Below are 14,899 nucleotides of genomic sequence, written 5' to 3'. Positions count from 1 at the left end.
ACCACACCAGCCCTCTTCACCGCCTTTACCGGACTTCTTTGAGAAGGACCTTCGATGTCCCGTACCCGAATAGCCCTCACCGCTTCCGCCGCCGCTCTCCTGGTGCTCGCGGCGGCCGCCTGCGCCCCCCAGCCGGGAAGCACCACCGCCGGTGCGACCGGTGCCGCGACCGGCGCTTCCAAGGACTCCGACTGCACGGTCGACAGCCCCGCCCTGCACAAGAGCGGCCAGCTCACCATCGCCACCGACTCCCCGGCGTACGAGCCCTGGTTCGACAGCAACACCCCTTCCAACGGGAAGGGATTCGAAAGCGCGGTGGCCTACGCGGTGGCCGGGAAGCTCGGCTTCGGCCGGGACCAGGTGAAATGGGTGGTGGAACCCTTCTCCCATTCCTACGCCCCCGGTGCGAAGGCCTTCGACTTCGACATCAACCAGATCTCCATCACCCCGCAGCGGGCGAAAGCCGTAAATTTCTCGACCAGTTACTACACGGCCAACCAGGCGATCCTGACCGTGGCCGACTCGAAGTTCGCCAAGGCCGGCTCGCTGGGTGAACTGAAGGACGCCCGAATCGGCGTTCAGGTGGCCACGACCAGCTATCAGGCGGTGCTCGACCAGCTGAAGCCCACCCGCCGGCCGAGCGTCTACAACACCACCAAGGACGAGGTCAACGCGCTGAAGAACGGTCAGATCGACGCGATCGTCACCGATCTGCCCACCGTCTTCTACCTCGCCGGCGCCGAACTCGACAACGCCAAGATCGTCGGACAGTTCGGTTACGCGGGCGGCACCCCCGAGGAGTTCGGACTGCTCCTGCCGAAGAACAGCCGGTACACCGGCTGCGTCAACCAGGCGCTGAACGCCCTCAAGGCCGACGGAACGATCGCCGCGCTCACCACGCAATGGCTGTCCGCCTCGGCGAACGTCCCCGAGCTGAAGCCGTAGCGGGCGATCGTGGACCTCAGCAAGACGGCCGAGCCGCAACCGCCGACCCCGCCGGCCGCCACCCCGCCGGACGACCCCTACCGACCCAGCGAACGCGAACGGGAGCGGCAGCTGTTCCGCCGCTCCCGCAAGCGCCGCCACACCTGGATCTCCTCGCTGTGCACCGTCCTCGGCCTGCTGGCCCTGGCGGCGGCGGCCGTCGCCTCGCCCGGCTGGGAGCGCGTGTCCGCCCTGTTCTTCGACGGCGCCGAGCTCCGGGCCGCGTTCCCCGAACTCCTCCGCGGCTTCTGGCTCAACATCCAGATGTTCCTCATCGCCGAGGTGCTGATCCTCGTCCTGGGGCTGCTGATCGCCCTGGTACGGGTGACCAGCGGACCGGGCCTGGCCCCGCTCCGGTTCGCCGCCACCCTCTACGTGGACGTCTTCCGCGGCGTCCCCACCCTGCTGCTGGTCTTCCTCATCGGCTTCGGCCTGCCGGCCCTCCAGCTCCAGGGCACCCCCACCGAACCCTGGGTGCTCGGAGTGATCGCCCTGGTCCTCTCCTACGGGGCCTACGTCGGCGAGGTGCTCCGCGCGGGACTGAACTCGGTGCACCCCGCCCAGCGGAACGCCGCGCGGGCGCTCGGGCTGAACGAACGGCAGACCCTGCGCCACGTGGTGCTCCCGCAGGCGGTGCGCAACGTACTGCCTCCGCTGCTCAACGACTTCATCGCCCTGCAGAAGGACACCGCGCTGGTCGCGGTCCTCGGCCCGCTGGAGGTCCTGCGGGCCGCCCAGATCAAGGCGGACTACGACTTCAACTACACCCCCTACCTGGGAGCGGCCCTCTTGTTCATCGCGGTCACCATCCCGCTGACCCGCTTCGCCGACCGGCTCCAGCGGCGGGCGGCCCGGCGCACCTGGGCGGAGGCAGGCCGATGAGCGGCCCCCTGCTCCGCATCCGCGGAGTCCGCAGGAGTTACGGCGATCGCCTGGTGCTGCGTTCCATCGACCTGGACGTCGCCGAGCACGAGGTCGTCTGCCTCATCGGCGGCTCGGGCTCGGGCAAGTCCACCCTGCTGCGCTGTGTGGACCTGCTGGACGTGGTCGACGACGGCACCATCCACCTGGGCGACAGCGAACTGACCGACCCCCGGCTGGATCCCGATGTGGCCCGCCGCAGGATCGGCATCGTCTTCCAGTCCTACAACCTCTTCCCGCACCTGAGCGTGCTGGACAACATCACCCTCGCCCCGCGCCAGGTCCACGGGGTCCCGCGGAAGCGGGCCGAGGCCTCGGCCCGCGAACTGCTGGCCCGGTTCGGCCTCGCGGACAAGGAGCGGGAACACCCCGACCGGCTGTCCGGCGGGCAGCAGCAGCGGGCCGCGATCGCCCGCGCGCTGGCCACCGAGCCGGAACTGCTGCTGTTCGACGAGATCACCTCCGCCCTCGACCCGGAACTGGTCGGCGAGGTCCTGGACGTGGTGGCCGACCTCAAACAGCGCGGTCTGACGATCCTGATGGCCACCCACGAGATGGACTTCGCCCGCCAGGTCGCGGACCGGGTCTGCTTCCTGGAAGGCGGCGTGATCGTCGAACAGGGCCCCGCGGCGCAGGTCTTGACGGCCCCCCGCGAACCGGCCACCCGCCGCTTTCTGTCCCGCGCCCTCGACCGCACCTGAGGGCCGCGGCCGGGGCGCTCCCGAACGGACCGGCAGAGTCCGCCTGGTGGAGGGTGTGTTCACGCATCCTCGCAGGTCAGCAGTTGTGCGGATGCACGGGCCCCGGTGGTCGGCGGGGGTCCGGCATCGTGCAGGATCGGCCCATGAACTTCACCAGCCGACGCTCCGTACTGACCTCGGTGGCAGCCGCCGCCGCCGGGCTTCCCCTGCTCAACGACCTCGCCGGCAACGGCAGCACCGCCGCCGCGGCTACCTCGGCGACCACCGCGGCGGCGGAGGCCTTCGGTTCGAGCACCGCGCTGTACAGCAGCAGCAGATTCAAGGAGGGCACGGACTGGATGCGGCGCTTCCGCTGCACCCCCGCCACCGCGGTGCTCCTGGACAATGCGAGCGGCGAGAGCGCCGCCGTCCGCAGCACGGCCGTCATCGCCCCGCACGGCGGCGGCATCGAGGCGGGCACCAGCGAGCTGTGCCTCACCATCGCCGGCTACAAGCGGGCCGGGGCGGGTACCCCGCCGCTGCCCGAGGACGGTGTCCCGGTGCAGCGGGACTACTGGATGTTCGAGGCCATCACTAGCCACGACGACCTGCACGTCACCTCCACCAGCGTGGACGACCCGGCCGCCCTCGCCGTCTGTGCCAACAACCTCTACGCCGTCTCGCTGCACGGCTTCAACCCGAAGAACGAGGACAGCTGGCGGGAGGGGGACCTGGAGAAGCAGATCCTCATCGGTGGCCGTGACCGGGCCCTGATGCAGACCCTGGCGGCGGCCTTCGCCGCCAAGGGTTTCAGCAGGACCGCGAGCAACCCCGCCCTCCGGGTGCACGTGAAGCTGGCGGGCGTCGACTCCCCGCTCAACGGTGACGACGTCCGCAACATCGTCAACCGCACCCGTACCGGCGCCGGTGCGCAGCTGGAGATCTCCACCGAGCTGCGCCGGGCCATGTTCGGGAACTTCGAAGGGGCCGCCAACCGCAGGGAGACGGCCGGTGTGGGCCCTGCCCACCAGGCGTTCTTCTGGAACGGCTTCGTCGACGCCGTCCGCGAGTCCATCGACCGCCGGGAGCTGGGCCGTGACGAGTCCTGGGTCCGTCCGTAGCGCGTAGTCGCGGAGAACGGCCGGCCGCCGCCGCGTGGGGACGCGGTGCCGGCCGACCGTCGGGTCAGGCGTGCTTCCAGACCGGGGCCGACTGGCGGGGGGCGCCCTGGACGAAGTCGGAGAGGGTGCCGTTCGCGTTCAGGACCACGATGGTGTTGTCGGACTGGAGGATCACGGACTTGCCCTTGGCGTAGTAGGTCCAGTTGCTCCAGGCGCCGCGCGAGGTCATCTGGACGCCGTACAGGCCGTTCTTCTTCACCAGCCGGACCTTCGTCCCGCCGGTGACGTGGTACACGCCGAGCTTCGGCGAGACGGTGGTGTTGCCGGTCCAGCTGTGCACCTCGCCGTCGACGGTGAGGCGGACGTAGCGCTGGCCGACCTTGCGAACGTCCTGGTAGGCGTCCGGCGCCGGACGCAGGAAGCCGACCCGCCTGCCGTTCTCCACGAGGTGGGCGCTGAACCGCTGCGGGCCCGCCTTGTACGTCTTGACGGTCAGGCCGCCGTACTTCGTGGTGGAGTGCAGCCGGCCCGTGACCGAGCAGTCCGCGGACAGCTTCGGGAACGCGGTGGGGGTCCACGGGGTGGCGCCGCCCCCGGTGCGCTGCTTGAAGACCGGCGTGGTGGACAGCACCCCGTCGATCCGCAGGCCCAGGGCCAGGTCCTGGGGCTTGCCCTGGTCGACCGTGCCCAGCAGCCTGCCCTTCTTGTCCCGCAGCTGCGCCTTCGCGCCGCCGTGGGCGCTGTTGGTCAGATGCACGGTCTTCCCGGCGAACAGGGACGGGACGACCTTGCTCTTGACGCAGTTCTCCTCGACCACGAGGGAGCGCGGAGGGGAGGCCTGCACGGCGGTCGCGGGGGCGGCGCCCGGGCCGGCGGCCGCGAAGGCGGTGGCGGGTGCGGCGATCGCGGCGCCCAGGAGGGCGAGGGCGGCGGTGGTGGCGCGGAGCGCGGTACGCATGACGACTCCTTGGAGCTCTGCTGCGGATGACGGGGAGCCGTCTGCCGTGGTCCCTTCCGTTGGAATCCGGTGGGGTCCGTTGGAGTCCTTCGAGGTCGGGCGGCCGGCTACGGAAGAGAACTTAGTGATCTTGCTGGATGGAATGGTCCGGTCCGCGTCACAGCCGTGTGACAGCCGGGGCCTCGGGGTCGGAGCCGGTGAGCTCGGGCTCCAGACCCTCCGTGACGGCCGCCCGGGGCCGGCCGGTGTCCGCCCGCCAGGCCGAGAAGACCAGGGTGGTCGCGGTGACCGTGGCGAGCCCCAGCAGCCAGCCGCCGATCACATCGCTGACCCAGTGCACGCCCAGCGCCACCCGGGTGTAGGAGACCCCGAGCACGGTGAGCACGGCCAGCGCCCACGGCAGCGGCCGCCAGGCGCGGGGCACGAACGGAAGCAGCACCAGCAGCAGCACGGCACTGGTGGTGACCGCCGTCATGGCGTGCCCGGAGGGGAAGGAGAACCCGGGCGCCTGGGCCACCGGGTCGGCCAGACTCGGGCGGGCCCGCTCCACGGCGATCTTCGCGAGCAGGCCGACGAGGGCGCCGCCGAGCGCCGTGACGGCCGCCCAGGCGGCCAGCCGCCGGGCTCCCCGGACGACCAGCCAGACCACCAGGGCGGCCACCAGCAGACGCAGGGTCACGGGATCCCACACCACACCGGTGAGCACGTCGAGGACGCGCACCCAGCCCGGGTGGTCGAGCGCGGTGGCGTGCAGCCGCTCGGCGGTGGACCGGTCCAGCCGGAGCAGCGGCGCCCAGCCGGACTCCACGAGGACCAGGGCGACGGCGAAGGGGACGGACACCACGGCGGTCGCCACCGCGGCGAGCACCAGCCGGGCGGCGAAGGTGGCGTCGGCGCCGCCGTACCGCCGGAGCGCCTTCCCGGGCCGTCCGGACAGCCGCCGCCACACCCGGCTGCGCAGCCGGCGGCGGGCTGCCGGGCGTTCGGGGCGGGGGGAACCTCCGGGGGGCGCGGGTGTGGTCATGCCTGCGGAATCCTCTCGTACGGTGTGGGTTCGACGGGTCGGGGGAGGCGGTCAGACTCCCGGGTCCGGCAGGACCGGCTCGCGGACCCCGGCGCGCACGGCTTCCAGCTGGGCGGCGAAGGAGAGTCCGAGGAACAGGGCCATCGAGGTGAGGTAGGACCACAGCAGCAGGGACACGATCGCGCTGAGCGGCCCGTAGACGCTGCTGAAGGAGTCGCTGGCACCGACGTAGAGGCTGAGTCCCCAGGTGGCCAGGTTCCACAGCACCAGGTAGACCACGGCGCCGAAGGCCAGCCAGGTGTAGCCGGGCTGGCGGCGCCGCGGGGAGAGCCGGAAGATCGCGCTGGTGGCGATCACGGCCAGCAGGACGCCCGCGGGCCAGCGCAGGAACTCCCAGACCCGTACGGTGCCGGGGGCTGGGTGGTACACCTCGGCGAGGGCCCGGGTGAGCTCGGGGCCGAGTACGGTGAGGACGAAGCTCAGGCCCAGCGGGAAGCCCGCGAGGGCCGACATCACCAGGCCGCGGGCGTACTTGGCCAGGAACGGTCGGTCGCGTTCGTTGCCGTAGATCCGGTTCGCGCCGCGCTCCACCTGGCAGAGGGCAGTGGTGACGTTCATGACGGCGAACAGCAGGCCCAGCCACAGGGCGACCTGGCCGCCGTCGCCCGCCTGCCGGCGGCTGCCGCTGAGGGCGTCGTCCACCACCTCCTGGCCGGGGCCGCTGGGGGTGAGGCCGCGGATGGTCAGCTCGATCACCCGGCCGACGTCCTCGGTGTGCAGGACGCCGGACAGGCCGACGGCGGCGATGGCCAGCGGGACCAGGCACAGCACGGTCTGCAGGGCGAGGGCCCGGGCGTGGCTGAAGCCGTCCGCGTAGCGGAAGCGGACGAAGGAGTCACGGGCCAGGCTCCAGCCGCCGTAGCGGCGCAGGGCGGTCCAGGCCTCGTCCCCGGAGAGCTCCTCACCGTGCACAGCGTGGCGCGGCGGTACGCGTCGGGCCGTTCCCATGGGATTCCTCCTTCGCCGTCGCTCGTCGGGCGCTGGTACGGGGCAGTTGGACCCGGAGGGCCCCCGGCTCGACCCAGGCGGTGAGCCGGGTGCCGTCGGGGACCGGGTCCCCGTCGAGTTCGCGGGGCTGGGGACGGGCGCAGCGGATGTCCACACGGGTGGCGGTGAAGTACTCCAGCGCCCCTCCGGCCTCCGTGTGCGCGGTGTCGGCCGGGGCCGCCGGTAGGCCGGGGGCGGAGCGTGCGGTGACCCGTGTGGTGACGCGTGCGGCGAGGTGGGCGGCGGCCGCGAGCCAGCCCGCCGGGCCGCGCGGGTCGAACAGCACCACATCGAGGTGCCCGCTGTCGGGCCGGGCCCCGGGCAGCAGGGGCAGGCCGCCCTGGAGGGTGCCCACGTTGCCGACCACGACCATCCGGGCCCGGCGCCGCCGGGGTCGGGCCCCGTCCACCCGGATGGTCAGCCGTACGCCCGGATCCCGCAGGTGGCGCAGCGCCGACAGCAGGTACGCGGCCCAGCCCAGCCGGGACTTGAGGCGCGGCGAGGCGTCCCGGACCATCGCGGCGTCGAACCCGGCACCGGCCATCACCGTGAACCGGGCCGGCGCGAGACCGTCCCCGCGCACCCGGCCCACGTCGACCGGACGGGGCGACCCGTCCAGGGCCCCCTCCAGGGCCTCGACCGGGTCCAGGGGCAGGCCCAGGTTGCGCGCGAGGAGGTTGCCGGTGCCGCAGGGCACCACCGCCAGCGGGATTCCGGTGCCGGCCAGCACCTCGGCGCAGGCGCGCACGGTGCCGTCGCCGCCGCACACCACCACCAGGTCCGGCCGCCGGGCCGGGAGTTCGCCGGGGAGCCGGCCGGCCGGACGTCCGGCCTCGGTGAGGATCCAGACCTGGTCCGGGCCGGCGTATCCGTGGCCGGCCAGCACCTCCGCGAGCCGGTCGGCGACCGGGTCCGGGCATCCGTGCGGATGCCGCACCACCAGCACCGTACGACCGCCGTGCGACCCGGCTCCCGGCAGCGGGGCGGGCGGCCGGGGGAGCCGGGCCTCGTCCGGTCCGGGTCCATCGGCGCGGCGGCCGTCCCGGCGGTGGAGGTGCAGGGCCAGACCCACCAGCACCAGGGTGGCGGTGCCGTTCAGGAGCCCGCCGACGACATCGCTGGGGTAGTGCATGCCGCGGTGGACCCGGGCCAGCCCGACGGCGGGCGGGACCAGCAGCAGGGCGGTGACCACGACGGGCCGCCAGGGCCCGCGGAGCCGGAGGGCGGCGATGACGGCCAGCCCGCCGTACAGCGCCAGCGCGGCCCCGACGTGCCCGGACGGGAAACTCGACGTGGGCGGAGCGGCGTCGAGCCGGGGAACCTCCGGGCGCGGACGTTCCACGAACGCCGTGACCAGCACGAACACCGCGGACTGCGCGGCGACCGCCAGCCCGAGGAACAGCGCCTCGCGGCGGTGGGCGACCCGGGGCGGCCAGAGCAGGGCGAGCAGCGCGGCCACTGTCACCCCGACGACGGCCGGTGTGCTGCCGAGCGCGGACAGCCAGTCCGACACGGCGGTGAGGGCCGGGCCGCGGTGCTCCGCCAGGGCGCTCGGCGCCGACCGCTCGGCGGAGAACGGCCAGTGTTGCGCGGCCGGCCCGGTCACCAGCCGCCCGGCACCGATCATCAGGACCGCCTGCACGGGCAGCAGCAGGAGCGGCCACGCCCCGCGCACGGAGGCGGCGACAGGTCTTCTCTTCATGGGCCCCGTCTGGCCCGATCCGCACCGATGATGCGCGCCGCCGCCCGGCGGGTCAGTGGATGTCGTGCCCCGGGTGCGCCCGGTCGTACGCCGCGCGGGCCTCGGCGATGCCGTCCCGGTGGGCCAGCGACCAGTCGGCGAGGGCCTTCACCAGATGGGTCAGCCCGGACCCGGTGTCGGTGAGCCGGTAGTCGACCTGGGCGGGCACGGTGGGGTACACGGTGCGCAGGACCAGGCCGTCGCGTTCGAGCCGGCGGACCGTGAGGGTGAGCATCCGCTGCGAGATCCCGTCGACGGCCCGCTGCAGTTCGCGGAACCGGCGCGGCCTCTGGGCGAGTTCGACGACCACCAGCACCGACCACTTGTCCCCGATCCGGTCCAGGACGTCGCGGATGCCGCAGTCGGGGTGCTCCGGCTGCCCACAGGGGTCGAGCCGGGCGGGCGGGGTGGTTACCCCGGTGTGCGTGAGTGACATGGAACTGCCTTCTTGTGAGCGCCTGCCCCGCGGTCGAGGATCAAGCCCAGTTACCGAAGAGAACCACGACGGAAGACAGTGATCCACATGATTCTGGTGACCGGAGCCAACGGCGGCCTCGGCTCGGCGACCCTCGCGGCGCTGCGCAGCCGGGGGACCGCCGCCACCGGCGGCAGCCGCACACCGGGCGAAGGCGTCCGCCGGCTGGACTTCGACGACCCGGCCGGCCTCGACCTCTCCGGGGTGTCCACCCTGGTCCTGGTCTCGGCCGGGTACGCGGAGGACGACCGGGTCGTCGCCCGGCACACGGCGGTCCTGGACGCGGCCGTCCGGGACGGGGTCGGCCATGTCGTCTACACCAGCCTGACCACCGCCGGGGACCACCTCGGCTTCGCGCTCGCGCACCGGGCCACCGAGCGGCTGGTGCGGGACCGCGGACTGCCGTGGACGATCCTGCGCAACGGCCTGTACGCCGAACTGCTCGGCGGGCTCCTGCTCCACGGGGGCGGGGTGCTGGAGTCGGCGTTCGGCGACGGGGCCCTGGCCGCGGTGGCGCGCGCGGACCTCGCCGAGGCCGCCGCGATCGTCGCCGAGGATCCGGCCCGGCACGCCGGCCGCACCCACGACCTCGTCGGCACACCGGTCACCGCCGCCGAGGTGGCCGCACGGATCGGCCTGCCGCACCGCACCATCGGCCTGGCCGACTACCGGAACCGGCTCCTCGATGAGACCCCCGGCCTGCTGCCGTTCCAGCCGCCGATGCTGGTGTCGATCGCCACCGCGATCCGGCACGGCTTCCTGGACGGCACCACCCCCGATCTGGCCCGGCTGCTCGGCCGCCCCGCCCGCGACCCGCTGGAGGTGGCCGCCACCGCAGCCGCCGCAACCGTATCGGCAACCGTCGCAGCCGATAAGGGAGTTGCCGCCGCGCGATGACGGCACCGCACAACCCCTTGACCGTACGCGGTCGTTCGATGACGCTGCGCACGGGACGCCGGACGGCGGCCCGACGGGACGGCGGGGGGAGACACGCATGCCGCTCACGACCGAACTGGCCGAGGCGCTCAAACTGACCTCGGGCAGCGCCAACCAGCTGGCCTATCTGGGACGGCTCTGGCACGCCTACGTCTGGATGGAGAACGACGGCACCGCGGCCACCACCGCGCGCACCAGGATCGCCGACGCCGTCAACGGACAGCTCGCCACCGCCCGGATCCGGGTCACCCGCGGTTTCCAGGCCTACGACCCGGTGGTGCGCCGGGGGCGCCCCAAGCGGTACGTAGCCCTGGCCGCGACCCTGGCCTCGGGCACCGACGGCGGAGCCGGGCAGGCCACCGCCCTGATCGAATGGATCAAGGGCACGCGCACCCTGGAAGGGCTCGGCGAGGCGGCCCAGGAGTTCGCCGTCATCACCCACTTCGCCGAACTCGGCCGCGGCTACGGCTCGGAACTCGACGCCCTCTACAAGCGCCTGGTGGAGATCGCCACCACCGGGTCCGCGGTCAAGTCCGCCGCCCTGTGGGCCGCCCTCGCCACCAAGTGGTCGCCGGTGCTGACGTACAAGGAGGACACCAGTACCGACTGGGTGCCCGGCAAGGACGAGGACACCGAGATGTCCACCGACTGAGTCCGGGGCGCCCCGCCGAATCCGGGGCTCCCGGATTCGGCGGACTCCCGGCCGCGCCGCCCGTACCATTCGCGGGGGCGGCGGGGACTGCGGGGAGCCGCCGGGAGCCGAAGGCGGGGGTGGGTCGGTTGCGGTTACAGGTCGCGGTCCGGGAGACGGACTCGGCGTTGATGGGGAACTCCACGTACAGCGAGAGGTGTTGTACGAGGCTCTACTGGGACCGGCTGAAACGGCGGGACGCCCCCGACGGCGACGCGCCCGACCCGCACGGCCGCTGGCACGACCTCGACCGGGAGCTGCACCCGGGCCTGTTCGAGGTCTCCGGATTCTCCGGGGAACTGACCGTCGGCGAACTGCGGGACCGCTGTCTGCGGGAGGCCCGCCGGACCGGCGCCGCCCGCCCGGACCTTCCGGAGCCCGAGGTTCCGGAGCTGCTCGCCGACCCCACGCCCGAGCGCCGGGAGGCGCTCCGCGCCGCCCTGCGGGCCCGGCTCGACGGGCCCCGGGTCCTGGACGTGTGGCTGGTCGACGCCGACACCGACCGCCGCCTCCCCGACGAACTGCCCCTGTCGGAAACCGAATTGGCCGACGGCGACCTGGTGGTGCTCTGCATCGAGCGGAGCCCCAGCGGCTGCTACATGCTCGGCAGCCCCCACACCGCCGACGAGCTCTTCGAGTGGCTCCCGCTGGCTGCCGGGGTGCCCGCCCCGGACGGCCGGCCGCGCCTGTGGGGCGCCCTGCTCTACACCGAGGCCGACGCCGAACTCGCCACGTACGTCCGGTCCCACTTCGAGGACCTCAACGCCCTGTCCGGACCGACCACCAGGGTCTTCGCGATCGAACGGGCCACCGGCCGGACCGCCGCCCGCGCGTACTGGCGCAGGCACCTGGAACCCGAGCTGTACCGGGTGATGGCGGCGGTGCGCTGGCTGCGCTGGACCCCGTACGACCCCCAGGGGGCCTACGAGGCGGCCGCCCGGCTGGGCATCGGCGCCGAAGCCCTGCCCTGCCTGGCCTTCTTCCCCAGCTCCGGGGAACCGGCCGAGGGGCGCGGCCCGGTGGTGTTCCCCGTGGAGCACACGTCCACGCCCTACTTCAGGGCCCTGTTCGGCGGGATCCGGAAGGTGCTGGAGGCAGGAGCGGCCGAACCCGGACCCGGGGCGGACCAGGCCCGCACTCCGCGCGCCGCGGACGCCGGCGCCCTGACCGCGCTCCGGGACGCCGAGGCCGGCATCAGGGCCGCGCTGCGCCCGCTGGTCCCGGCCGCGCCCCGCATCTCCGCCGGCATCGGCACCACCGTCATCCAAGGAGACCAGCACGTGTCGGAGAACTTCTACTTCCAGGGCGAGAACACCACCTTCATCAACCGGCCCCAGGACACGGTGGTGCGGGACTTCCAGAACACCTACGCCACCGGGGCCGGGTCCGCCGAGCTGGCCCGGCTGCTCCGGCTCACCCTGGGCAGCCGTGATGTGACCGACCGGGCGCGGGAGGAGGCCGCCGTGGAGATCCACCGGCTGGCCGAACTCGCCGAGGCCCCCGAACCGGACGCCCCGGCCGCCCGGACCCGCATCGAACGCCTCCGGGCCCTGCTCGCCCCCGCCGCCGACATCGCCCAGCCCGCCCTGGCGATCCTCGCCTCGCTGACCGCCGTCTTCGCCGGCTGAGACCCTCGGGCGCGGCTCGGGTAGGGTCGGCTCGCCCGCCGCCCCCACCCTTTCGCCCAGGAGACACCATGACCACGACGCACGAGCGAGGGACCGCCGAACTCCGGGTGGCACGGTTGCGGCGCCGGCTGGAGCGCCTGATAGGCATCGCCGCCACCGAGGGGAACGCCCTGACCCCGCTGCTCAACGGGGACGCGATCTTCGCGGCCATGCTCGGCGGGATCCGCGGTGCCCGGCACACCGTGGACATGATGACCTTCGTGTACTGGCGGGGGGACATCGCCCGGGACTTCGCCGACGCCCTCGCCGAGCGCGCCCGCGCCGGTGTCCGGGTCCGGCTGCTGCTGGACGGCTTCGGCAGCCGGCTGATCGAGAAGGAACTCCTGGACGAGATGGAGCGGGCCGGGGTCCAGGTGGCCTGGTTCCGCAAGCCGCTCTACCTGTCCCCGCTCAAGCAGAACCACCGCTGCCACCGCAAGGTGCTGGTCATCGACGAGGAGTCCGCGTTCACCGGCGGCGTCGGGATCGCCGAGGAGTGGTGCGGGGACGCCCGCGACGAGACCGAATGGCGGGACACCCATGTGGAGGTCCGGGGGCCCGCCGTCGACGGGATCGCGGCCGCGTTCGCCCAGAACTGGGCCGAGTGCCACGAGGAGCTCTTCGACGAGCGCGACCGGTTCGTCGAGCACAGACCGCAGGGCGAGGCCATCGTCCAGGTCGTCCGCGGATCCGCCAGCTTCGGCTGGCAGGACATGCAGACCCTGATCCGGGTCATGCTGGAGTCCGCCGAGGAGCGGTTCCGACTCACCACCGCCTACTTCTCCCCGGACCCCTACTTCATCGACCTGCTCTGCGCCACCGCCCGGCGCGGGGTGGAGGTGGAGATCCTGCTGCCCGGCCCGCACACCGACAAGCGGGTGTGCCAGCTGGCCGGGCAGCACCACTACGCGGAGCTGATCGCCGCCGGGGTGCGGATCCACCAGTACCAGCCGACGATGATGCACGCCAAGGTGATCACCGTGGACGGGGTGGCCTCGCTGATCGGCTCCACCAACTTCAACCGCCGCTCCCTCGACCACGACGAGGAGGTCATGCTGGCGGTCCTGGACGGGTCCTTCACGGCGGCCCTCGACGGGCACTTCGACGCCGACCTGCTGCGCAGCGAGCAGATCGTGGAGGCCCGCTGGAAGCGCCGCCCGACCCTCCAGCGGGCCCGCGAACTCGCGGTCCAGCCCATCCGCCGCTTCCTCTAGAGGCGGACCTTCCACTCCACCGAGGAGCGCAGCGTGCGGGCGATCCTCGGGTCGCGGACCGAGGGGGTGCGGTCCTCGACGGTGACCGTCAGCCGGTGCGTCCGCAGGCCCAGCAGCCACAACCGGGTCACGGACACCTTGGTGCGGCCCCGGAGCCCGGGCAGCTCCCGGCCGTCCAGGTACCAGCGGACCACGGGCTGGCGGCCGTCCGCGCCCGCCAGCCGGGGGACGGTGACCCGGGCGCTGTCGCCCGGCCGCAGGGTGCGGACGGTCGGGGTCGCGGGGGTGGCGAGCCGTGCGTGCTGGTAGAAGCCGGCGATCATCGACTCCACGCCGGGCAGGTTGAAGGGCTTGCCCAGCACCCTCATCAGCGAGTTGTCGGTGGGCCGGACCAGGCCGGTGGCGTAGTAGCCGCCGCCCTCGTACGCGCCGACGGTGCCGCCGTCCGGGGAGGTCTCGCCGAGCCAGCGGTACCACTTGGCCCGCTCGGCGGCGAGCCGGTCCGCGCCCAGGGTGGAGATGTTGGATTCGGCCGGCTCGGGGCCGGTGTACTCCTCGTAGCCGGGGTAGTCGGGGTAGAAGTACTCGTCGGCGAGCTTGCCCAGCGAGTGCCCGGTCTCGTGGATGGCGACCTGACCGGATTTGGGGTGGCCGGCCGAGGCGGTCGATATGCCCTCGTAGCCGAGGGTGGCGCTGCGCTCGTTGTAGCCCGCCCCGCCGTACTTGGCGCTGTTGGCCAGCACGATGACCAGATCGGCCTCGGGCGCCCTGGCCACGTACGCGTCCACCTTGGGCTGGTCCACGCAGAGCAGCCGCTCGATGCCCTCGCACCAGAAGGAGGAGCCGAGGGCGGTGTCGCGGACCGCCGCCGGGTCCGGGTCCCCGGACACCCCGGATTCGGGGGAGACGGCGTCCACCGTCCAGAGGTTGAACAGGCCCCGGTAGGTGGTGTACGGCTCCACGGCCATCAGTTCGGCCCACTTGGCCTCGGCGTCGGTGTGGAACTTAGCCAGCTCGGCGGCCGTGTAGCCGTCGCCGATGACGACCACGTCCAGCCGGTCGGCGGTGGGGCCGCTGTCCACCACCTTCGTGACCTGGCCGTCGGCCGCCCGGCCCGCCGCCGGGAGCCGGGCGGCCCGGTCCTTGGCCGGACCGGAGCCCACCGGGACCTCGATATGACCCGAACCGGCCGGGCCGCCGTGCTCGGGCCCCGGCACCTCCACCTCCACCCGGGAGGCCGAGGGGGAGTCCGGCGCGGCCGCCGCCCGGGCCGGGCCCGCGGCCAGCAGGGCGGTGGTCGCGCAGACCGCGGCGACGGCCGAGCGCAGCAGGATCCGGGCGGTCGGGCGTGGGTACGGGGGCATGAAGTCCTCCAGCGGCAAGGGGAGTTAAATCGAAAAGTAAGCCAAGTGAACCGACTGGTTAAACTAGGTGGCGCGC

Annotated in this window: 14 protein-coding genes; 8 read left to right on the top strand and 6 right to left on the bottom strand. The window is 73.1% G+C overall.

What is annotated here, in order from left to right:
• The first annotated feature begins 54 nt into the window (after positions 1-54).
• The 4 genes from ACZ50K_RS19355 to ACZ50K_RS19340 all read left to right on the top strand — a co-directional run bounded on the left by ACZ50K_RS19355 (position 55) and on the right by ACZ50K_RS19340 (position 3,706).
• On the top strand, positions 55-945 hold the full coding sequence (locus ACZ50K_RS19355; RefSeq protein WP_468904361.1) for an ABC transporter substrate-binding protein: 891 nt from the start codon (positions 55-57) through the stop codon (positions 943-945).
• Between the two features lie 9 nt (positions 946-954).
• Positions 955-1,866: an amino acid ABC transporter permease gene (locus ACZ50K_RS19350; protein ID WP_468904359.1), complete on the top strand. Its 912-nt coding sequence runs from the start codon at positions 955-957 to the stop codon at positions 1,864-1,866.
• Positions 1,863-2,606: an amino acid ABC transporter ATP-binding protein gene (locus ACZ50K_RS19345; protein ID WP_468904357.1), complete on the top strand. Its 744-nt coding sequence runs from the start codon at positions 1,863-1,865 to the stop codon at positions 2,604-2,606. The genes ACZ50K_RS19350 and ACZ50K_RS19345 overlap by 4 nt, the downstream gene beginning before the upstream one ends.
• 143 nt (positions 2,607-2,749) lie before the next feature.
• Positions 2,750-3,706 carry a poly-gamma-glutamate hydrolase family protein gene (locus ACZ50K_RS19340; protein WP_468904355.1) on the top strand — a complete coding sequence of 319 codons (957 nt, stop codon included), beginning with the start codon at positions 2,750-2,752 and terminating at the stop codon, positions 3,704-3,706.
• A gap of 64 nt (positions 3,707-3,770) precedes the next feature.
• Here the strand turns inward: ACZ50K_RS19340 and ACZ50K_RS19335 are convergent, their stop codons facing one another.
• The 5 genes from ACZ50K_RS19335 to ACZ50K_RS19315 all read right to left on the bottom strand — a co-directional run bounded on the left by ACZ50K_RS19335 (position 3,771) and on the right by ACZ50K_RS19315 (position 8,912).
• Complete coding sequence (locus tag ACZ50K_RS19335) at positions 3,771-4,664, bottom strand: hypothetical protein (protein WP_468904352.1); 894 nt, start codon at positions 4,662-4,664, stop codon at positions 3,771-3,773.
• Positions 4,665-4,821: 157 nt separating this feature from the next.
• Positions 4,822-5,688, bottom strand: a complete 867-nt coding sequence (locus ACZ50K_RS19330) for a phosphatase PAP2 family protein (RefSeq protein WP_468904350.1) — start codon at positions 5,686-5,688, stop codon at positions 4,822-4,824.
• A gap of 51 nt (positions 5,689-5,739) precedes the next feature.
• On the bottom strand, positions 5,740-6,696 hold the full coding sequence (locus ACZ50K_RS19325; protein WP_468904348.1) for a YihY/virulence factor BrkB family protein: 957 nt from the start codon (positions 6,694-6,696) through the stop codon (positions 5,740-5,742).
• Complete coding sequence (locus ACZ50K_RS19320) at positions 6,650-8,437, bottom strand: bifunctional phosphatase PAP2/diacylglycerol kinase family protein (protein WP_468904345.1); 1,788 nt, start codon at positions 8,435-8,437, stop codon at positions 6,650-6,652. The genes ACZ50K_RS19325 and ACZ50K_RS19320 overlap by 47 nt, the downstream gene beginning before the upstream one ends.
• Before the next feature lie 52 nt (positions 8,438-8,489).
• Positions 8,490-8,912, bottom strand: coding sequence for a winged helix-turn-helix transcriptional regulator (locus ACZ50K_RS19315; protein WP_468904343.1), 423 nt, complete (start codon positions 8,910-8,912; stop codon positions 8,490-8,492).
• 87 nt (positions 8,913-8,999) lie between these two features.
• On the opposite strand from ACZ50K_RS19315, the gene ACZ50K_RS19310 reads away from it, so the two are divergent.
• From ACZ50K_RS19310 to ACZ50K_RS19295, 4 genes are all read left to right on the top strand, one after another.
• The gene (locus ACZ50K_RS19310; protein ID WP_468904341.1) at positions 9,000-9,848 is read left to right on the top strand and encodes a Rossmann-fold NAD(P)-binding domain-containing protein; all 849 of its coding nucleotides are present in this window, start codon (positions 9,000-9,002) and stop codon (positions 9,846-9,848) included.
• Between the two features lie 97 nt (positions 9,849-9,945).
• Complete coding sequence (locus ACZ50K_RS19305; protein ID WP_468904338.1) at positions 9,946-10,539, top strand: hypothetical protein; 594 nt, start codon at positions 9,946-9,948, stop codon at positions 10,537-10,539.
• A gap of 170 nt (positions 10,540-10,709) precedes the next feature.
• A complete protein-coding gene (locus tag ACZ50K_RS19300; protein ID WP_468904336.1) occupies positions 10,710-12,206 on the top strand; it encodes a hypothetical protein in 1,497 nt (498 codons plus the stop codon).
• 68 nt (positions 12,207-12,274) lie between these two features.
• Positions 12,275-13,459, top strand: coding sequence for a phospholipase D-like domain-containing protein (locus ACZ50K_RS19295; RefSeq protein ID WP_468904334.1), 1,185 nt, complete (start codon positions 12,275-12,277; stop codon positions 13,457-13,459).
• Here the strand turns inward: ACZ50K_RS19295 and ACZ50K_RS19290 are convergent.
• A complete protein-coding gene (locus ACZ50K_RS19290) occupies positions 13,456-14,823 on the bottom strand; it encodes a M64 family metallopeptidase (protein ID WP_468904332.1) in 1,368 nt (455 codons plus the stop codon). The genes ACZ50K_RS19295 and ACZ50K_RS19290 overlap by 4 nt on opposite strands.
• Positions 14,824-14,899: the final 76 nt, after the last annotated feature.

The organism is Streptomyces sp. NPDC033845, assembly GCF_055576225.1.
Note: the sequence above shows the minus strand (reverse complement) of the source record. Positions and strands in the feature narration are given on the sequence as shown.